The following is a 19,827-nucleotide window of genomic DNA, read 5'->3' on the forward strand; positions in this document are numbered from 1 at the left end:
CACTGTCAGCATGATATGCATTACCTGTTACGCCTGACGACCATAGCGAGCGTGAACCACCTGATCCCATGCCGAACTCAGCAGTGAAACCGCTTAGCGCCGATGGTAGTGTGGGGTCTCCCCATGCGAGAGTAGGCCATCGTCAGGCACTTATTAAACAAAAAACCCAGCCACCCGGCTGGGTTTTTTGCGTTCAGAAAGAAAAAACACCCCTAGCCTTCTCTAACAACGTGGCCCCCTCCCGACGCGTGCACCATACGTCATTCAGTCACCGCACGTCGTTCCCGAGTCACCACACCGTCATTCCCGAGTGGGGGTATCGGGAATCCACCTTGACCTTGACCTGGCCTGCGGGAATGACGAGTGCCGTCTGGAAATCCTTAAAGGTATCCGTTTGGAGGATTCTAAATTTTAAAATTAATCCCGTTGGTGTTGGCACTGCCCATTTGCCCAAGTTTCATAGATAGCGCGATCATCAGCGAGCATCATCAGTGCAAATAATCGTTCGCCAAGCGTTGTGCAATGTTGGATGCGGCGTGTCAGCAGTGGTGTCGCATGAGGGTCAATCACTACAAAATCTGCTTCATAAGACGGTGCAAGTTGACCGATATGGGTATCTAGGGAGAGCGCTTTTGCATTGCCATGGGTTAAACCATAAAAACCTTGCCATGCGGTAAGCGGCTGTCCGCCTAATTGGCCCACTTGATAAGCTGCTTTCAGCGTTCCAAACCCTGATAAATCGGTGCCTGCGCCGATATCGCTGGCATAGGTAAATGCCATGCCGGTCTGTTTGGCGGCTTCTCGGTCAAATAATCCGCTGCCCAAGAAAAGATTGGAGCTTGGGCAAAAGGCAATATTGGCGCCTCGATCAGCCAAGCGTTTACGCATACCATTATCCAGGTGTATGCCGTGGGCGAAGGTGCTACGAGGACCAACTAACCCTGCTTCTTCATAAACGGCTAAATAGTCTCGGCTGCCGGGAAATAACTCGGCTACCCAGTCTAATTCCCCGCTATTTTCAGCTAAATGAGTTTGTAGCCAAAGGCTTGGGTCATTACGCAGAAGGGCGCCGGCAGCGTCCATTTGCATTTTGGTGGAGGTAGGCGCAAAGCGTGGTGTGACGCTATAGCCCAGTCGTCCATTGCCATGCCAGTCTTGAATAAGGCGCTCACTGTCTGCAATTCCCGACACGCCATCCATCAGAGCATTTGGCGCGTTACGGTCCATCAATACCTTGCCGACCAGCATACGTAATTGGCGTTTTTGGCAGGCGGTGAAAAACGCATCCACTGAGCCAGGGTGACTGGAGCCAAATACTTGGGCTGTTGTCGTTCCTGCGCGAAGCATTTCATCTAGAAAAGCGTTCGATAGCGCTTCTGCATGCGCATGATTGGCAAAACGGCACTCTTCAGGAAACGTATAATCATTTAGCCAATCAAGTAACTGTCGGCCATAAGAAGCCATGATATCTAGCTGCACATAGTGTACGTGGGTATCGATAAAGCCAGGCATAATCAACTTGCCGCGATAATCAATGACGTGGGCGCCACTTGGCAGTTGTTGAGAGATATCACCATAGTGGCCGACAGCATGAACATGACTGCCTTTTAGCCAAAGTAACCCGTCGCCATAATGCTCAAGGCTACCTGACTGGGGCAGATCATCATCACCTGGGTCACGTGTAAAACTGACAACTTCAGCGCGAATAAACGTATCGATTGGGGAATTCATATTAACTCTAGGTCGTTTTCGTATCGTCAATAAGTGTACGTAAAGCGTTAGGCTCAAGGCCGCGCGTTTCTAGTGAGGCTGGCTTGTCTGTGAGCCATAGCAGTTCGGTTACTACCGTCAAAGCAATGGCATAGGGGGTTTTATTGCTAAGCTTAGTGTTATGAACAGCGCCAATGGGACTGCGTACGCGCTCGATTTCCTCAGCGGAGTAGCCCTCGCGCTGCAGCCGTCCCCGAAAGCTTGCCCACTTACTATCCGAGCCGATTAATCCTATCGAGGCAATATCACGGCGCTGCAGTAAAGCAGTGATAAGGGCATAATCTTCATCATGATTGTGAGTTAATACCAGTGTATGACAGTAGGGAGGCAGGGCTGCAGTGCCTTCCTGTGTACTACTTAGCGTGTGGCAGCTGAGTCGGGCTTGCCGCCTATCCTGTTCGTGAAATACATCAGCACGGCTATCGAACCAGTGTATTTGCCAGGGTAGCGGGGCGCTAAGCTTAACGATTTCACGCCCTACATGGCCTGCACCAAACAGGGCGATATTCACAGTAGCGCCAGGGAACACTTCCAGCAGCACATTAACAAAACCACCACAGCACTGGCCGCTGCGCCCACCTAGGGAAAATGACTCTAAGTGAAAACCTGTACGACCTTGCTGCAAAAACTCTCGGGCAGCGTTGATGGTTTGCCACTCAAAAGTGCCCCCGCCTAGCGTGTCATAAACCGTCTCCTGGGTGATTACCATGCGTGCGCCAGGCTCGCGCGGGGTGGAACCCGCGCTGGTTACCTGGGTGGCTAATACATGGGGAGCACCACTGCGCTGCAGTCGATCGAGCGCCGCGTGCCAAGTTTCAGACGCGTGTAAAGTCATAGCGCCTTTTCTCTAATTGCGTTGGCAGCCAGCATTACCCGCTCAGGGGTTGCTGGAGTATCCAGATGGGGAGAAGCTTGGTAATTGGTTAAGCTTGAAAGGGCATCACGTAGTGCAGACCATACACAGATACCAAGCATAAATGGTGGCTCACCAACAGCTTTGGAGCGATACAGGCTTGCCATGGAGTTAGGGTGGCCTTCCAGTAGCTCAACGTTAAAAATATCGGGAAGGTCGCCAAACGTAGGTATCTTGTAAGTTGCAGGACCGTCACTCACTAGCACACCTTTTTCGTTCCACTTAAGCTCTTCACTGGTGAGCCAGCCCATTCCCTGGATAAAGCCGCCTTCTACCTGGCCAATATCAATCGCTGGGTTGAGCGAATTGCCAACGTCATGCAGCACATCAACACGGTCGACTAAGTATTCGCCGCTCAATGTATCAACACTTACTTCAGCAACGGCTGCTCCAAACGCGTAATAATAAAAAGGGCGGCCTTGGCCCGTCGCGCGGTTGTAATGAATCAGTGGTGTGGCATAAAAGCCTTTTTCTGAAAGCGAGATGCGATTGAGATAGGCTGTTTGTATAAGCTCTCCCCAGGGGATGCGATGCTCGCTCTCTCCAATACCAGCAATTAGCAGGCCATCTTCCAGGCGCATGCCTTCTCGGTCTAAGCCGCCCTCAAAATGCATCGCGGCAAAGTCGAACAACCTTTCGCGTAATTTGCTGGCAGCGTCTCGCGCGGCCATGCCATTAAGGTCGGCACCGCTTGAGGCCGCCGTAGGGGACGTATTGGGTACTTTATCCGTGCGAGTGGCACTAATCCGTACGCTATCTAAATCCAAGCCAAGCTCGCGAGCGACCACTTGGCAAATCTTGGTGTGTAGACCTTGCCCCATTTCGGTGCCGCCGTGATTGATCATGATGCTGCCATCGGTATATACATGCAGCAGAGCACCGGCTTGGTTAAGATGCTGGGCGGTAAATGAGATGCCAAATTTAACAGGCGTTAGCGCAAGCCCTTTTTTAATAATGGGGCTGTGGGTATTAAATGCCTTAATCGCCGCGCGGCGCGCCCAGTAGTCGCTACTTGTTTCCAGTGTGTCTACCAGCGTATGTAACAGTTGTTTTTGATCCACTTGCTGGCCGTAGTGGGTAACATCACGTCCTTCGCGATAGAAGTTGCGTTTGCGTATGGTGAGAGGGTCTTCACCGACGTTGCGCGCGATATCGTCCATTGCAGCTTCGATAATCATCATGCCCTGGGGGCCGCCGAAGCCCCTAAAAGCCGTGTTAGAAGCGGTATGGGTCTTAGCACGATGTCCGGTCACGCGTGCACTGCCTAATGAGTAAGCGTTGTCGGCATGGAACATTGCACGATCAACAATGGCATCTGATAGATCAGGCGAGTAGCCACAGTCCCCAATAACCGTTATCTCGCCGCCCTGAATAATGCCCTGGGAATCAATCGCTAGTCGGTAGCGATTATGGAAGGGGTGGCGCTTACCGGTTGCGCGCATATCATCACTTCGCGGTAGACGTAAACGGGTGGCCTTTCCGGTTCTGCGGGCAATGATGGCTGCTATACAGGCCCAAGGGGATGCTTGGGTTTCTTTGCCGCCAAACCCACCGCCCATCCGACGCACTTCAACGGTAACCGCATGAAAGGGGATACCCAGTACTTCAGCGACAAGTTTTTGAGTCTCGCTGGGGTGCTGGTTAGAGGTATGAACAATGACCCCTTCATCTTCGGTGGGTATAACCAAGCATGCTTGGCCCTCCAGGTAAAAATGCTCTTGTCCTCCGACGAAAAGTTCGCCTTCAATCGTTTGCTCGGCTTGGCGCAGCTCTGCTTGCCAATCACCGCGCTCTTGAATATGGGTAGGGCGAACCACGTCATCGCGTTCAGCGGCAGCAACGGGGTCGAGGTTTGTCTGTTGTTCATCAATACTTAGTTTGGCTAGCGTTACCGCTCGGCGAGCAGCCTGGAGCGAGGTGGCCGCAACGGCAAAAATACACTGACCTGCGTAGCTGATTTCATGATCAACAAAAATAGGGTCGCCAGGGAATACTGGGCCGATATCCGTATGGCCAGGTACGTCTTGAAAGGTGATGACATCGACAACGCCAGACGCTTGTTTAACTGCTTCGAGATCAAGCGCGGTTAATGTACCGTGTGCAACAGGAGAAAGCCCTAAAGCTACATGCAGTGCATCGGCCGGTGCTTTAAGGTCATCAATATAGGTGGCCTTGCCGGTAACGTGTTTTTCAGCGCTTTCATGAAAGCTAGAGGTGCCTGCTTGTCGCTGACCGTGGCTATCGACAGTATGGCGGGCAAGTGGGCCCGACCCTTGAATATGGTCATGTAGCTCACGACGAGCTCGGCTGCTGTCGCCATCAAGTTTAGTGAGCGTACGCATGGAGCATCACCTCCTGGTTGGGTGAAGAAAGCGATAAGTAGAGGCGTTCTAGTAGGTTGAGTGCAGCCTGTTCTCGGTAATATTGGCTACCCCGTACATCGCTCATTGGCTGAAATTCTTCAGCAAGGGCTCGCTGGGCTGCTTGAAAATTAGCTTTAGAAACGGGCTGGCCCTCTAGCGCAGCTTCTGTTTGACTAGCTCGCTTGGGAGTAGCAGCCATACCGCCAAAGGCAATGCGCACATCCTCCATCACACCGTTATTAACACGGTAGCAAAACGCGCCTAATACCGCTGTGATGTCATCCTCGCGTCGTTTGGAAAGCTTCCACACCCTTAGTGTGGCGGGTTCAGGCATTTGAGGAATAAAAATACGACTGATAACTTCATTATCAGCCAGTGCCGTTTTTTTATAGTTTATAAAGAAGTCGCTCAGTAAAAGCTGGCGAGTATTGTTATGACTGGTAAGTTCTACCCATGCATTGAGCGCCAACAGTACAGGGGGAGTATCTCCAATTGGCGAGGCGTTGGCGATGTTGCCGCCAAGCGTTCCTCGGTTACGAACTTGTTGGGAACCGAGCCTGTGAAGGAGGTGTGCAAACGCAGGAAAGTGACTATTTAATAAGGGTTCAAGCTGTGAGTACGTAACCCCAGCGCCTACCCACCAACCTGGTTGAGCTTGAAAAGACGCCTCTTCAATACGGCATAGCTCTTCCACACGAGTGATATCAATCAGCTGGTGCAATGGGGTAAGGCGCTGAGTGTTTTCCAGCCATAGATCGGTTGCGCCAGCGACAAGGCGTGCAGCAGGGTAACAATGTCTTGCATCAGTCAACTCAGCTAACGTGGTTGGCTGTATAAAGAGCGCTTCATCTTCGGCGATTGGCTCGGGCGACTGAAGCGGTCGACTGGCTTGTTGGGATGCCTCAAACCACTGTGGTGCTTTCCAAGAGAAGTCTTGCATACTCAATGCGGCGTCACGGATAGGGCGGTATCCCGTGCAGCGGCATAAATTTCCGCCTAATGTGGCTTCAAGTGTCTCTGGTGTAAGAGGCGAGGGGCGCTGCTGCTGGTTGGCATGCAATGTAAATAGCGACATAACAATCCCAGGCGTGCAAAAACCACACTGGCTGCCGTGGCACTCAACCATTGCTCGCTGAGCGGGGTGTAAGTTGCCCTCGGTTGCTAATCCTTCGACGGTAATTACGTGCTGGCCGTGCAGTTGATGAGCGGGAGTAATACACGCGTTGACACTTAAAAAACGGCTTTGCGCGTCGCTTGGGTTGTTAATCGCTACTGTGCAAGCACCGCAATCGCCCGATGCGCAGCCCTCTTTCGTACCGGTAATGCCCAAATAATCACGCAACAGCGTTAGAATACTGGTATCTGGAGACACGTCTCTTTGGTGAGGAGTGCCGTTGAGTAGAAACTCGATCGTAGCCATGCCAAACTCCGTTATGATTGTTCTGACCGATCGGTCAATATTGTTGAGCTTGGGACAAAATGACGCGCCTTGCAAGGCTTTGTTTATTGCACTTTGAAAGTGCAATAAATGCGTATACGCCCTATTTTGCAGCGTTAGTTCGCCATAGGAGCGATATACTAAGTGAAATGACCACGACACTTAATCAGCGGTGCTTATTACAGGAGCTTACTCAATGACGGTTGATACCGCTAATCATGAGAACGCCAGCAGGGATCGTATTGAGCAATCCATACTAAGTGCTGCCGAACAGGTATTTGCCCAATATGGCTATCGAGGCGCCAGCCTTCAGGCGATTGCTGACCAAGCAGGGTTACCTAAAGCAAATATTTTATATTACATGGGTAGTAAGCAGGCGCTATATGTACGTTTGCTCAACCGGATGATGCGCCGCTGGAACGCGGTACTTGAAGATATCACGCCAGAAAGTGACCCCGGCCAGGTGCTCAGTGATTTTATTCGCACCAAAATGGTACTTGGGCAGCGCTATCCTGAAGGTTCAAAGCTGTTTGCCGCTGAGATTTTGGCCGGTGCGCCGTTTTTAAGTGACTATTTATCAGGTGAGTTGAAAGAGTGGGTTGCTTCACGTGCGATGATTATTAGGCAGTGGTCTATCCAGGGGAAAATGGATAACGTCGACCCACGCTGGCTTATCTTTCTGATTTGGTCGGCTACCCAGCACTACACAGAATATAGTGCACAAGTAAACGGCATTTTAGGCTCAGAGGCGCTTAGTGAAATGGATCTTGAATCTATTTGCCAATTTTTAGAACAGGTCATTTTGAAAGGGTGCGGTATCCAGCCGCCAAATATATCAAGTAGTTAGCCACTGTCAGCGATCATCTTCATTATTTGACCGTACTTACTTTACGGCACTTATTGCCACAGCGCTTTAGCTCCACAGAAACCATTTCTATGCCTACGCTTCCAATTGAACAGCATCTGGTGCCACTACAAGCTGCTTTGAGTGCGCATAACCGGCTCATACTCGTTGCACAGCCTGGCGCTGGGAAGACGACACGTGTTCCGTTGACACTATTGGAGTGCCCGTGGGCGCAAGGGCAAAAGCTCTTATTGCTGGAGCCTCGTCGTGTGGCGGCGCGTCTGGCGGCAACGTTTATGGCTCAACAGCTGAATGAGCCCGTTGGTGGTACAGTGGGCTATCGTATGCGTGGTGACAGTAAGGTAAGCACGCAAACACGCCTGGAAATTATTACCCAGGGCGTGCTTACCCGAATGCTGCAGGATGACCCGCTGTTGGAAGGTGTTGCCGGGATTATCTTTGATGAATTTCATGAGCGTAGTATTGAAGCGGATCTAGGGTTGGCGCTATCGCTGGATATCCAACAAAGCATTCGCGATGACTTACGATTGATTGTGATGTCTGCCACGATGGATGTCGCAGCCTTAAAAAAGGTGCTGGGCGAAGAAACGCCAGTGATTGAAAGTACTGGGCGGCAATTTCCTGTGGAAACGTATTATCGGCCGGCCTCCGGTGATGAAAGTGTCGCATCGGCCGCTTTACGGGTCGTTGATGAAGCGCTGGCAAGGTCAGATAGTCGCGATCTATTAGTTATTCTTCCTGGGATGGCTGAAATTAACCAGCTGGTTCATGCGCTGGATAACAGCCCACGAGAGATTGAAGTGCGGGCTCTGCATGGCAGCATGCCAATAGAAATACAGCAAGCCGCCCTCAAACCACATGCAGAGCGCCAACGTGTCATCGTGTCAACGGCCATTGCAGAGTCCAGCGTAACGGTGGATGGTGTGAATGTCGTCATCGATGCTGGATTAGAGCGGGTTCCTCTGTTTCAGCCGCGCACTGGACTAACTCATCTAACCACGCGGCGGGTTAACCGAGCCAGCGCTGATCAGCGCCGGGGGCGCGCAGGGAGACAGCAGCCGGGGGTATGTTATCGCTTGTGGTCTCAGGAGCAGCCTCTTGTAGCTTACGGTGAGCCTGAGATACTACAGGCTGATTTATCAAGATTAACGCTTGAAGTTGCTATGTGGGGAGCGCGTTCGCCAGATGAGCTCAGTTGGATGACATCGCCGCCTAACGGCGCATGGCAAAGTAGTCAGGCTTTGCTTCGTCAGTTGGGTATGCTGGATCCAGCGGGCCTGTTAACGCCGCTAGGCAAGCAAAGTGCGCGTTGGCCGGTTGAACCGCGTTTAGCGGTAATGCTATCGAAAGCTGAACAGCTCAATACATTGCCACTTGCCTGTGCTTTAGCGGCTTTGTTAGAAGGCAGGGAGCGTATTAATGGCTCGCTGAGAGCTGCGTTAGTTCAGCGGTTTAGTCAACCTTCGCGCTTTCCCAAATGGCTGCGTGATGCAAAGCGCTTGGCAGGCATCGCCGATACGGCGTTGCCGCGAGGCATAGCCGAAGAGCCGTTAGGAGCGCTACTGGCGCTGTCTTACCCTGATCGTATTGGCCAGCTTATTAGCCCTGGCCGGTTCAAGCTTGCCAATGGCAAAACGGCTACACTGTCTATTCACCATCCTCTGGCGAACGAAGCGTACATTGTCGCCATTAGCGTCGAAAGCGCCAGTAGTGAAGCCGCTATTTATCTCGCTGAACCTCTTGCGTTGGCAACGCTTATTGACCTTTATCCTGCAACTCAACAGTGGGAAGAGCGAATTACTTGGTCAGATGCACAAGGAAAGCTTCTCGGCGAAGCTGTTCAGCGTCATGGTGAGCTTATGTTGGCAAGCCGTCCTTTGACGGAGCTATCTGCAGAAGCTGTACAGCAAGCATTGCTTCAGGCACTAAAGCAGCGACCTGGGGTGCTTTTTAATGACAGGTTTAAGCAGTTGCAGGGCCGAATGACGCTGTTGGAGAGTACTTATCCTGGTGAATGGCCTGATTGGTCCGAATGTGCGCTGCTAGAAAGTTTAGACGTTTGGCTGGCTCCTTACCTAGCGGGTATAACACGCTTCAGCCAGTTAGAAAAAATGCAGTTCCATACTTATTTAATGTCAACGCTAAGTTGGGATGAACAGACGCGCTTTGAATATTTAACGCCGTCATCGATAACGGTGCCTAGCGGTAATCAGGCATCAATTGATTATAGACCGTGCCTAGTGGGGAGACCTCCAGTGCTTGCTCTGAAGTTACAGGAAGCGTTTGGTTGGCAGGATACTCCCCTCGTTGCGGATGGCCATATACCCGTCGTCATTCACTTGCTTTCACCAGCCAAAAGACCGCTTCAAGTGACTCAGGATTTACGCAGTTTTTGGTTGAACGGCTATCCAGAGGTGCGTAAAGAGATGCGTGGTCGTTACCCTAAGCACCCCTGGCCAGAAGATCCATTGACTGCGCAGGCAACATCGCTAACCAAGCGTCGTTTAGATTAAAAATATCGCCTGATAGTAAAAACATAGCAACGATAAGATCACTCTTTTTGAGTGTCAGGATTTTCTCCCGGTAGCCGATAACGAACCCCGTCAGCGCGCTGCTCTTCATAGCGACGGTTTTCTTCCTCTGGGGGCACTCCCAGCACCGTTTCTTGAGACCCATCTGGCCATGTATAAGTAGTGCATCCAGCCAAGGGTAGTAAGCCCACGACTATTAATGGGAACAACGAAAAAAATCCACGACATTTGGGCATATTAGGCTCCATCACCAGTCCAATGCTGCTTATAAAAAGCAGGCATAGTGTGAATGGCACGACAGTCAGCCGCAAGCTTAATCCAAACGGGTTAAATTTCTTCCCACAGACTACGTCTAAATTCGTGGGAAAGTTGAGACACGTTGGATAAGCGCTCAAGATTAGCGTCAGTCAGTGTTTTAACCATTTCTTGGTAATGTTCAGTGAGTTCCTGAGCTGTGCAGTTTTCTTTGCTGTCGGTTAGGCACAGCGTCAGTTTTTCATTGCTTTTGGCAATAGCTTGAAAAAGCTCAGCTTCTAACGCCATAGCCTGCGTCACGTTCTCAAGCCATGCAATCTGACAACGCACTATAGGCATGGTGCTCAAAAGCCAATAACGGTGCCACCAAGTCAACAAATCTTGATTTGTTTCAGTAGCGGAGTTGGCCTGTTGTTTGTTTGAACTGTTCATCGCTTGCTCCTAACACGTTATACGATTTATGAGGCATTTTTTACTACGTTGCCTATCTTCAACTATAGCTAAGCAATGAGGAACAGTTGGCTATTTGGCAACGAAATACTTGGCATCGAGGAGCAATTTAATGTGGTCAGTCGTCAAGTCAGTTTTGTCAGCACTTTTGGGTGTACAAAATGATCACCAGCGTCAGCAAGATTTTTCAACTGGTAAGCCTACTGTCTTTATTTTGACGGGAATTGCGATCACTTTTCTCTTTGTTTTGATCTTGGTGGGGGTCGCAATGATCGCCTCGCGCTGAAGCGTTGAGTCAAACACGACGGTTGTTCGTGACGAATGCCACATGTTTTCTATACTGACGTTAATCAGTTAATCCTGAGCTAATAAAAGGGTTGGCGAGAACAACAATAATAAAGGAGGTTTCTATGCGCCTAACGTGGCAATGGCTGCTAACCATTATCAGTGCCTCAAGTATCTCACAGGTTTATGCCAATGGCTGGAATATGCCGGTAGGTGTCACTGATATCAGTCGAGATATTTTTGGCCTGCATATGGCCATTTTTTGGGTGTGTGTGGTGATCGGTGTGGTTGTGTTTGGGGTAATGTTTTACTCATTATTTAGATACAGACACTCAAAAGGGGCAAAAGCAGCACATTTTCATGAGCATACCTCTGTCGAGATTCTTTGGACCGCTATCCCGATTTTGATTTTGATTGGAATGGCTGTGCCCGCGACCGCGACATTGAAGAGTATGTACGACTCTTCAGAAGCGGATTTAGACGTGATGATTACCGGCCAACAGTGGCGCTGGCGCTACGAATACCTGGGTGAAGATGTTGCATTTACATCGAACATGAGTACCTCAAGGGAGCAAATTCGAGGAAGCGAAGCTAGAGATGAGCACTACCTGCTAGACGTAGATGAGCCATTGGTTCTACCGATTAACCGGAAAGTACGTTTTTTAATGACATCGGACGATGTCATTCACTCTTGGTGGGTGCCAGAACTTGCCGTTAAGCAGGATACGATACCGGGATTTATCAATGAAAACTGGGTGAAAATCAACGAGCCGGGAATCTATCGTGGTCAGTGTGCTGAGCTTTGCGGCGTTAACCACGGGTTTATGCCAGTGGTTGTGCATGCGATGGAGGAAGAAGAGTTCGAAGCATGGTTGGCAGAACGTAAAGAAGCAGCAGAGCAAGAGGCAATGGGGATTGACCGAGAGTGGGAGATGGAGGATTTGATGGCGCGAGGTGAGTCTGTGTACCAATCCATCTGTTCTTCATGTCATCAAAGCGAAGGTCAGGGAGCTCCGCCGGCATTTCCAGCACTAGCCAACAACGACCAATTAATTAACGACCTAGATTGGCATATCGATCGAATTGTCAACGGCGTTTCCGGTGCTGCAATGCCAGCGTTCCGCAGTACCTTAAATCCTGTCGAAATAGCCGCTGTTGTCACTTTTACTCGTAATGCCTGGGGCAACGAGACAGGTGATGTGGTGCAGCCAGCTGCGGTGGCCGAACGTATTGCACAATAATTTAAGGTACTTACAACAATAAATCAGGCGGAGATGCTCATGGTGCCCAAACTACCTCCTCAACACCCGCTGCAACATAGCTCTACTGCAGCCGCTGGCGGTCATTCTCATCACGACCATGCGGCTCAGCCCAAAGGGATATTGCGATGGGTACTGACGACCAACCATAAAGAAATTGGTTCTCTGTACCTGATTTTTTCTCTCACCATGTTTTTTGTTGGCGGCATATTTGCCTTAGTAGTGAGAGCCGAGCTATTTCAGCCGGGTTTACAGCTTATAGAGCCAGAATTTTTCAATCAAATGACCACCATGCATGGTCTAATCATGGTGTTCGCTGCTGTAATGCCAGCGTTTACTGGGCTAGCCAACTGGATGATTCCGCTTCAGATTGGTGCGCCGGATATGGCGCTGCCCAGGCTTAATAATTTTAGTTTCTGGCTACTTCCGGTGGCGTTTACATTGCTACTTTCTACGCTTTTAATGCCGGGCGGCGGGCCAAATTTTGGCTGGACGTTTTATGCTCCTCTATCAACGACTTATGCTCCCGCCTCTACGACATTTTTTATTCTAGCTCTGCACATCGCAGGTATTAGCTCAATTCTTGGGGCTATCAATATTATTGCGACCATTTTGAACATGCGCGCACCTGGTATGCGCATGATGGATATGCCGCTGTTTGTATGGACATGGTTAATTACGGCTTTTCTACTGATTGCAGTAATGCCCGTTCTAGCAGGCGTCATCACCATGATGCTCATGGATATTAACTTTGGGACCAGTTTTTTTGACGCCGCGGGTGGCGGCGATCCTGTGCTTTTCCAACACTTATTTTGGTTCTTTGGCCATCCTGAAGTTTACATCATGATTTTGCCGGCCTTCGGTATTGTCTCAGCTATTATTCCCACTTTCGCGCGTAAGCCTTTATTTGGCTATGCGTCTATGGTGTACGCCACGGCAGCTATCGCACTGCTGTCGTTTTTAGTATGGGCGCATCATATGTTCATTGTCGGACTTCCGTTAACGGCAGAGCTATTTTTCATGTACTCGACCATGCTGATTGCCGTGCCAACAGGTGTGAAAGTGTTTAACTGGGTGACCACGCTGTTTCGTGGCTCGATCAGTTTTGAGCCGCCCATGCTGTTTGCTTTGGCTTTTGTCGTTCTGTTCACCATTGGCGGTTTCTCAGGGCTGATGTTGGCAATTGCACCTGCAGATTTCCAATACCACGATACCTACTTTGTCGTGGCGCATTTTCATTATGTATTAGTACCAGGCGCTATTTTTGCCATTATGGCTGGCGTCTACTATTGGCTACCCAAATGGACCGGTTATTACCCTAACGAGCGTCTGGCTCAATGCCATTTTTGGTGCTCTATCATTGGCGTTAACCTAACGTTTTTCCCCATGCATTTCGCAGGCTTGGCGGGTATGCCAAGGCGCATTCCTGACTATGCGTTACAGTTTGCAGACTTCAACTTGCTTTCCAGCATTGGCGCATTCTTTTTTGGCGCTTCGCAGCTGATTTTTGTAGTGGTGGTGGTGATGTGTGTGAGGGGAGGAAAAAAAGCGCCTGCAAAAGCTTGGGAAGGTGCAGAAGACCTTGAGTGGAGCGTTCCAAGTCCCGCACCGCTGCACACCTTCGAGACACCACCAATTTTTAACCGTACCCATCACCATGACCAATAAGCTGTGCCTCAGTGAATGGTCTAGGGGGATATATGGCATCAAGTAATGCGGTGCAATCAGTGGGGGTAAAACGGACGGTCATTCGCACGGTAGCGGCGCTAATAGGGATGTTTGCCTTCGCATTTGCACTTGTCCCTCTTTATGACGTGTTTTGCCGTGTAACGGGTCTTAATGGCAAAGTGGATACGACGGCTAAGGCCATTATTCATGAAGAAGTTGATCAATCTCGCTATGTCACCGTGCAGTTCATTACCCGAGGTAGCGCAGGCTTACCATGGAGAATGAGCGTCGAAAATCGCCAAATGCGCGTGCACCCTGGCCAAACAGCGGAGGTCGATTTTACCTTTACCAACAATAGTCGGGTTGAAAGTTGGGGACGGGCTGTGCCTAGTGTTTCCCCTTCAAGCGCTACGACTCATTTAAGAAAAGTCAGCTGTTTCTGTTTCCAAGAGCAGCAGCTACAAGGGGATGAGCGTTTGACGATTCCTCTAATATTCCAGCTGGCGCGGGATCTCCCAGAGGACATTAATACGATAACGCTAGTGTATACCTTGTACCCAGTTCATCACTTAGTAAAAGACATCTCAAAGAATGACAACAAGACAATAGGGGATTCAATATGAGTGGCGGCTACTATGTTCCAGCAACGAGTCGATGGCCTATTCTAGGATCGCTGGCGCTCGGGGCTATGATGGTGGGTACAGGGATCAAGTTGGTATACGACACGGGTACTCCGCTAATGCTAATCGGTATGGCTAGCGTGATTATTGTCATGGGTCTTTGGTTCAGAGAGGTTATTCGCGAATCAATGAGTGGCTTGTACGATGCCCAGATGGATCGCTCATTCCGGTGGGGAATGGGCTGGTTTATTTTTTCTGAAGTTATGTTTTTTGCGGCTTTCTTTGGTGCGCTATTTTACGTGAGAACGTTTGCCATTCCTTGGTTAGGAGGGGAAGGGGCCAAGGGGGTGTCTGCGCTGCTTTGGCCAGAATTTGTTGCACAATGGCCGTTGTTTAACCCGCCAGACAGCTCCGTAATTGGGCCTGAGCGGGTATTTAGTCCTTGGCAATTGCCGTTGGTCAATACACTGATATTAGTTACCTCTAGTATTACATTGACGGTTGCTCATGAGGCGTTGAAATCAGGCGAGCGTAAGACATGCAGGCATTGGCTGGCGGGTACAGTATTACTGGGCTGCTGCTTTATTGTCATACAGGGGGTCGAATACTACGAAGCCTATCATCACTACGGTATCACGCTGGAAGCAGGAATTTTTGGAGCCACCTTCTTTATTCTGACCGGTTTTCATGGAGTCCACGTTATTGTCGGCACGATTATCCTGGCGTGCATGTTAGTACGGATATGGAAAGGGCACTTTGCTAACGACCATCACTTTGGTTTTGAAGCATCTTGTTGGTATTGGCATTTTGTCGATGTTGTCTGGGTTGGGTTATTTATTTTTGTATACGTTTTTTAAACAATCAGCCTAATTCTCCAGACCAGAAGCCAATCACTAACAAAGCCATGAGTAAGCATGTTAGTCCAATGCGCCATTTAAGGGATGCTAGTAGCCGTCGAGAGTTGCTGTCATCCTTCAAGAGGAAGCCCGCGCCGGCCGCTATACTAGCGACTATTCCAATAAAAACTAGGCCAATGAGCAGCTTTAACCACATGACGAAAACCTCTTCTGGGCCGCAACGTTTATACGTCTGGTGTGTATTTTGGGGCGTATTAGTTTCGCTGGGTATCTTACTAGGACTATGGCAGTGGGAGCGTGCCGCTGACAAGCGTGTTTTGTTAGCTGCTCGAGAAGCAGCACCTTTTGTTAAATCGCCTACTGTTATGCCAGAAGAAGGGTCTGAGCTGCATTTACAAGGAGAATACCTTGCTGATCACACTCTCTATTTAGATAACCGCATTGTAGATGGACGTCTAGGCGTTGCTGTGCTGACGCCTTTCCGAGACAGTTTTGATCAATTGTGGCTTGTTCAGCGGGGGTTTATTGAAACAGGGCCAAGTAGAGCAGAGCCTGAAGCAAATACTCCTGAGGGCAGCGTGACAGTCTCAGGAGAGTGGCAGGTTGCTCGCCCAGGTGGGCCGTTGTATGGCGAAAACAGGGAAGGGAAAAGACTGCAGCAGATCAGCTTAACCCCTTGGGAGTCAACATTGCCTGAATTTACTTACTCCGGATGGTTACATGCTGAGCAAGGCGATGGAGTGTTTTCGCCTTGGTGGGAAGCTAACGTAATGCCTCCTAGTCGTCATCTTGGGTATGCATTTCAATGGTGGGGGCTAGCGCTTGCTGCGGCAGTAATCATGGTATTAGGAGGTTATCGCTTGCACAAAGACAGTCTTACTGGTTACTGAGGGGAAAGCATGGAACAACGCCAGCCAGTTCGTTACCCGCGAGTTAAGCTGTTGCTTATTTTTGCAGCATTCGCTGCGCCTATTGTGACTGCGTGGGCGATGTTGACATGGCAAATAGGCATACCTAGTAATGATACTGCCCATGGGCAAGTACACGTCGGAGCACCATTGCTGGATGATTGGCCTTTAAGCGATAAACCTCAAAAAAACGATGTGTGGATATTAGTATTTGACTGCACTTCGCTCTGTGATGAGCGAATGGATGAATTGTGGCGTTTGCATCGTGCGTTGGGTCGAGAGGCCTCACGCTTAGAGCGTCTTAGAATAGGTGGGAGTGCACAAGCGCTACCTGGGGAGGTCGTTAATCGATGGCTAGTGGAGCCTGAATGGCGCGAAGAAAATGGTGTATGGCTAATGGATCCATTCGGCAGACCCGCGCTGTCATTTAACAATGCAGTACCTGCAGCTGATATTCTCGATGATATACGGCATTTGTTTAAGGTTAATCCGCTGTAATTAATACCCTATTGCTATTCTGGATGCTCGACCTAATAGGTCGTAAGGAAACAACGTGCCACATTCTACTGAGCGGCGTTTACAATGGCTGAAATACATCACCTTGGCCGGTACGGCACTGACAGCGCTAGTGATTCTAGTCGGCGCATGGACGCGCTTAGTTGACGCTGGTTTAGGTTGCCCAGACTGGCCAGGGTGTTATGGACGGTTGCTAGTCCCTGATAATGAACATGCTGCGCTACGCCATCCTGATGTGCCTCTTGAGCCTTTTAAGGCGTGGGTAGAGATGGCTCATCGCTATGTGGCGAGTTTTTTAGGGCTTATCGTGCTAAGCGTCGTGGCGATAGGCTGGTCACTACGCAAGAGTTCAGGATACCCATGGAAAGTTAGTCTTGCTCTACTAGTGGTTATATTGCTTCAAGGAGCATTTGGGGCTTTTACCGTTACTTTAAAGCTTTGGCCGCAGGTGGTTACTCTGCATTTGTTGGGCGGGCTAAGTGTGCTAACGCTATTTTTTTGGGTGCATATGCGAATTCGCCTTAGCTTAACGAGGCATTTGACTACCCCTAGCAATGCTATTTCATCTCCCAAAAGCTATGTCTCCCCAACTAGCAGCATGAATTTACTTTGGGTGATAGGGGTATCGGCATTGATTTTGCAGCTTGCCTTAGGTGGCTGGGTAACCAGCAACTATTCAGGCATTGCTTGTCAAGGGTTCCCGACCTGCAATACGCAGTGGTGGCCAGAAATGGATATAAGTGAAGGCTTTCACCTGACACAAACTGTTGGACCTAATTATTTACATGGGCAGTTACATGCCGACGCACGTACTGCAATACACATGATGCATCGCCTTGGAGCACTTCTTCTTGGGATAGCGCTATTGGTATTATGGTGGCGCTATCGAACGACTGTCTCTGTTGGTCGAGCGCTTACGCTGGTGGTTATGGCTTACGTTATACAAGTCATACTTGGCGTTGCCAACGTTTTGTTGTGGCTGCCGTTATGGCTGGCGCTGTTACATACCGCTGGTGCGGTTGCATTGACAATAAGCATGGGGTGGGCGGTTTGGTGCTGGCGTTATCAAGATAATACCGACTGAACCACGGGACGGCTTGTAAGAGCTGTAAGCCCCCATATTATGGGCAGCGCGCATTTTTATATACCCATAAATTGCTGGCTAATGATAAGTAGGCCGAGTTGCCGTTAACTAATATTTTTTATTTTTATCATGCGGCATAAAATTTGCTTGCATCAATGAAAAAATAATTTTTATTAAGTGTGCTTCATGGTTGTTAATCTAACGAATGTGTTTCAAGATTTGAAATTAGTCTACTTGGTTCAATAGGGTGTATAGTTATTGTCAAATTCTTTTAAGACTTTGCGAGGACCGTTATGAGTACCACGCTAGCGTTAATATTGCTTGCGGCTGCAGTAGCGATGATTGTGGCTCTTGGTATTTATGCCTTTAAACTTCGTCAAGAAGTAAAGCGTCGAGAAGCCTTCAGAATCGATGAAGACCGACGAGCCCACCAAAATAGCTTGGAAAATCTCGATTACGTCGTCAGTGCGCTTGTTCAAGAGCAAGTCGACATTACGGAAGGTTCTTGGCGCTGCAAGGTGCTGCTGGAGATTGTCGATCCAAGCCTAGCGGAGCGGCCGGAATTTCAAGCATTTGCAGAAGTATATAACCGTACACGTCATCTAAAAACACACTCTGCACGAAATCAGCTAACACCACGAGAACGGATGCAAGAAGACAAAGAGCGGCTTGCTGTTGAGGATGAAATGCGTTCTGCAGTTCTGGCAGCAGCGCAGCAGGTAATCAACTGGAGATCTAAAGGGGGAGCAGGGCTTCATTAACGTTGTTTAACGAGCGTTATGATTAGTAAATGCGTTACCCTACGTTTTTTGACGCTTATTGCGTCAGCTTTGCTATGCTGAAATTGTCGGTATTGGCAAGAAGTTGATATCTCGGCATTGTTGCCTTCTCGTGATTAAAGGTTAATCATAGGCAAACGCCCAGCCTTACGGTGACCGTAGAATATCTCCATAGCGCTGGGCAGCGAAAAATGGATGCTCTCGCAATAAGAAGCATTGGATAGATTTGGTCTCATGACCATGTCAGCATTGGATCAAGAAGGAGTCTTGCATGAAAAAATCAACGACTGGCTTGCTAATCGGTTCCGCACTGGTAGTAGGCTTATCAGGCTGCGCCAGCTCAGCATCACAATCATCTGGCCAAACCAGCGCAAATAGTGACCGCGATTGGTATCAACATCCTTTCGTTTGTGGCTTAGCTGGCAGTGTCATCGGCGGCAGTATTGCCTACGCTACTAGTGGCAACTCTGATGAAGATGAAAATACCGCTATTGGTGCAACAGCTGGTGCAGCAATTGGGGGCTTGCTATGTGCAGACCGCACGCCTGAGCCAGTGGCTCCGCAGTGTCCGAGCTATGGTGAAGTGCCTGCAGGCGTTGCAGTTGATGCTGAAGGCTGCCCGCTGGACTCCGATGGTGATGGTGTTCCTGATTACCGTGACCAGTGCCCAGGAACGCCTGCTGGCGTATCTGTTGATGCCAATGGTTGCCCGCTGGACTCTGATAATGATGGCGTGCCGGATTATCGTGATCAGTGCCCTAACACCCCTGCAGGTGTTGAAGTTAACTCACTTGGCTGCCCAGAGAGTCTAGTGCTTCGTGATGTTAATTTTGAATTTGACTCTGCTCAGCTAACGCCGAACGCGCAGAACGTGCTCAACGGTGTTGCCGAGCGTTTGGTTAACAACCCGAACGTACGCGTAAGCATCGAAGGCCACACTGATTCGCGTGGTTCTGATCAGTACAACAAGAACCTTTCACAGCGTCGTGCAGAGTCGGTTGCTGCTTACCTGGCTCAGCGTGGCGTAAGTGCAAACCGTATGCGCGCCATTGGTTATGGCGAAGAGCGTCCGGTTGCTTCTAATGACACAGAAGAAGGTCGCTTCCAGAACCGCCGTGTTGAATTGGATGAGTGGAACTAAGCTACTCATTGATTCATCTTTATTAAGGGGCTAAATACGGCTGTTGATACTTGCCCTTTAAGTACGAAACGGGAGGCTTTTTGCCTCCCGTTTTATTTTACGGCTTGCTAAATTCTGGTAGGCTG

19 protein-coding genes and 1 rRNA gene are annotated in these 19,827 nt (G+C 49.6%); 13 read left to right on the forward strand and 7 right to left on the reverse strand.

What is annotated here, in order from left to right; all coding sequences use genetic code 11:
* Window positions 1–32: 32 nt before the first annotated feature.
* Window positions 33–148, forward strand: a 5S ribosomal RNA gene (rrf, locus tag K1Y77_RS07670).
* 269 nt (window positions 149–417) lie between these two features.
* On the opposite strand, the gene guaD is transcribed toward rrf, so the two are convergent.
* Genes guaD through xdhA form a run of 4 tightly spaced genes read right to left on the reverse strand, consistent with a single transcriptional unit; the run spans window position 418 to window position 6,466 of the window.
* Entirely contained in the window at window positions 418–1,731 is a 1,314-nt protein-coding gene (guaD, locus tag K1Y77_RS07675) for a guanine deaminase (RefSeq protein ID WP_264431176.1), read from the reverse strand.
* A gap of 7 nt (window positions 1,732–1,738) precedes the next feature.
* Window positions 1,739–2,605: a xanthine dehydrogenase accessory protein XdhC gene (gene xdhC, locus K1Y77_RS07680; protein WP_264431178.1), complete on the reverse strand. Its 867-nt coding sequence runs from the start codon at window positions 2,603–2,605 to the stop codon at window positions 1,739–1,741.
* The gene (gene xdhB / locus K1Y77_RS07685; RefSeq protein WP_264431179.1) at window positions 2,602–5,025 is read right to left on the reverse strand and encodes a xanthine dehydrogenase molybdopterin binding subunit; all 2,424 of its coding nucleotides are present in this window, start codon (window positions 5,023–5,025) and stop codon (window positions 2,602–2,604) included. The genes xdhC and xdhB overlap by 4 nt, the downstream gene beginning before the upstream one ends.
* The gene (xdhA, locus tag K1Y77_RS07690) at window positions 5,009–6,466 is read right to left on the reverse strand and encodes a xanthine dehydrogenase small subunit (protein WP_030073208.1); all 1,458 of its coding nucleotides are present in this window, start codon (window positions 6,464–6,466) and stop codon (window positions 5,009–5,011) included. The genes xdhB and xdhA overlap by 17 nt, the downstream gene beginning before the upstream one ends.
* A 214-nt stretch (window positions 6,467–6,680) precedes the next feature.
* Between xdhA and K1Y77_RS07695 the strand changes: the two genes are divergently transcribed.
* Both K1Y77_RS07695 and hrpB read left to right on the forward strand, forming a co-directional pair.
* Window positions 6,681–7,331, forward strand: coding sequence for a TetR family transcriptional regulator C-terminal domain-containing protein (locus K1Y77_RS07695; protein ID WP_264018315.1), 651 nt, complete (start codon window positions 6,681–6,683; stop codon window positions 7,329–7,331).
* Between the two features lie 89 nt (window positions 7,332–7,420).
* Window positions 7,421–9,862, forward strand: coding sequence for an ATP-dependent helicase HrpB (hrpB, locus tag K1Y77_RS07700; protein ID WP_264431181.1), 2,442 nt, complete (start codon window positions 7,421–7,423; stop codon window positions 9,860–9,862).
* Window positions 9,863–9,900: 38 nt separating this feature from the next.
* Here the strand turns inward: hrpB and K1Y77_RS07705 are convergent, their stop codons facing one another.
* A complete protein-coding gene (locus K1Y77_RS07705; protein ID WP_030073198.1) occupies window positions 9,901–10,116 on the reverse strand; it encodes a hypothetical protein in 216 nt (71 codons plus the stop codon).
* 91 nt (window positions 10,117–10,207) lie between these two features.
* On the reverse strand, window positions 10,208–10,567 hold the full coding sequence (locus K1Y77_RS07710; RefSeq protein WP_264018311.1) for a hypothetical protein: 360 nt from the start codon (window positions 10,565–10,567) through the stop codon (window positions 10,208–10,210).
* A 130-nt stretch (window positions 10,568–10,697) separates the two neighbouring features.
* Here K1Y77_RS07710 and K1Y77_RS07715 point away from each other — a divergent pair, with 130 nt between their 5' ends.
* From K1Y77_RS07715 to K1Y77_RS07735, 5 genes are all read left to right on the forward strand, one after another.
* A complete protein-coding gene (locus tag K1Y77_RS07715) occupies window positions 10,698–10,871 on the forward strand; it encodes a DUF2970 domain-containing protein (protein ID WP_264431183.1) in 174 nt (57 codons plus the stop codon).
* Window positions 10,872–10,995: 124 nt separating this feature from the next.
* Window positions 10,996–12,111, forward strand: a complete 1,116-nt coding sequence (coxB, locus tag K1Y77_RS07720; protein ID WP_030073193.1) for a cytochrome c oxidase subunit II — start codon at window positions 10,996–10,998, stop codon at window positions 12,109–12,111.
* Between the two features lie 39 nt (window positions 12,112–12,150).
* The gene (ctaD, locus tag K1Y77_RS07725; protein ID WP_030073192.1) at window positions 12,151–13,797 is read left to right on the forward strand and encodes a cytochrome c oxidase subunit I; all 1,647 of its coding nucleotides are present in this window, start codon (window positions 12,151–12,153) and stop codon (window positions 13,795–13,797) included.
* A 32-nt stretch (window positions 13,798–13,829) separates the two neighbouring features.
* Window positions 13,830–14,420, forward strand: a complete 591-nt coding sequence (locus K1Y77_RS07730) for a cytochrome c oxidase assembly protein (RefSeq protein WP_264018309.1) — start codon at window positions 13,830–13,832, stop codon at window positions 14,418–14,420.
* Window positions 14,417–15,274 carry a cytochrome c oxidase subunit 3 gene (locus K1Y77_RS07735; protein WP_264018308.1) on the forward strand — a complete coding sequence of 286 codons (858 nt, stop codon included), beginning with the start codon at window positions 14,417–14,419 and terminating at the stop codon, window positions 15,272–15,274. The genes K1Y77_RS07730 and K1Y77_RS07735 overlap by 4 nt, the downstream gene beginning before the upstream one ends.
* 4 nt (window positions 15,275–15,278) lie before the next feature.
* Here the strand turns inward: K1Y77_RS07735 and K1Y77_RS07740 are convergent, their stop codons facing one another.
* Window positions 15,279–15,470: a DUF2909 domain-containing protein gene (locus K1Y77_RS07740; RefSeq protein WP_264431184.1), complete on the reverse strand. Its 192-nt coding sequence runs from the start codon at window positions 15,468–15,470 to the stop codon at window positions 15,279–15,281.
* Between K1Y77_RS07740 and K1Y77_RS07745 the strand changes: the two genes are divergently transcribed.
* The 5 genes from K1Y77_RS07745 to K1Y77_RS07765 all read left to right on the forward strand — a co-directional run bounded on the left by K1Y77_RS07745 (window position 15,469) and on the right by K1Y77_RS07765 (window position 19,702).
* Window positions 15,469–16,164 (forward strand): SURF1 family protein, encoded by a 696-nt coding sequence (locus K1Y77_RS07745; protein ID WP_264018307.1) that lies wholly within the window; start codon window positions 15,469–15,471, stop codon window positions 16,162–16,164. The two genes, K1Y77_RS07740 and K1Y77_RS07745, sit on opposite strands and share 2 nt — an antisense overlap.
* A 9-nt stretch (window positions 16,165–16,173) precedes the next feature.
* Window positions 16,174–16,680 carry a hypothetical protein gene (locus tag K1Y77_RS07750; protein ID WP_264018306.1) on the forward strand — a complete coding sequence of 169 codons (507 nt, stop codon included), beginning with the start codon at window positions 16,174–16,176 and terminating at the stop codon, window positions 16,678–16,680.
* Window positions 16,681–16,735: 55 nt separating this feature from the next.
* Window positions 16,736–17,782 (forward strand): COX15/CtaA family protein, encoded by a 1,047-nt coding sequence (locus K1Y77_RS07755; protein ID WP_264018305.1) that lies wholly within the window; start codon window positions 16,736–16,738, stop codon window positions 17,780–17,782.
* A gap of 293 nt (window positions 17,783–18,075) precedes the next feature.
* Window positions 18,076–18,543, forward strand: a complete 468-nt coding sequence (locus K1Y77_RS07760) for a DUF2489 domain-containing protein (protein WP_264018304.1) — start codon at window positions 18,076–18,078, stop codon at window positions 18,541–18,543.
* A gap of 289 nt (window positions 18,544–18,832) precedes the next feature.
* Window positions 18,833–19,702, forward strand: coding sequence for an OmpA family protein (locus tag K1Y77_RS07765; RefSeq protein ID WP_030073177.1), 870 nt, complete (start codon window positions 18,833–18,835; stop codon window positions 19,700–19,702).
* Window positions 19,703–19,827: the final 125 nt, after the last annotated feature.

The sequence above is a fragment of the Halomonas qaidamensis genome (genome assembly GCF_025917315.1).
GTDB lineage: Bacteria > Pseudomonadota > Gammaproteobacteria > Pseudomonadales > Halomonadaceae > Vreelandella > Vreelandella qaidamensis.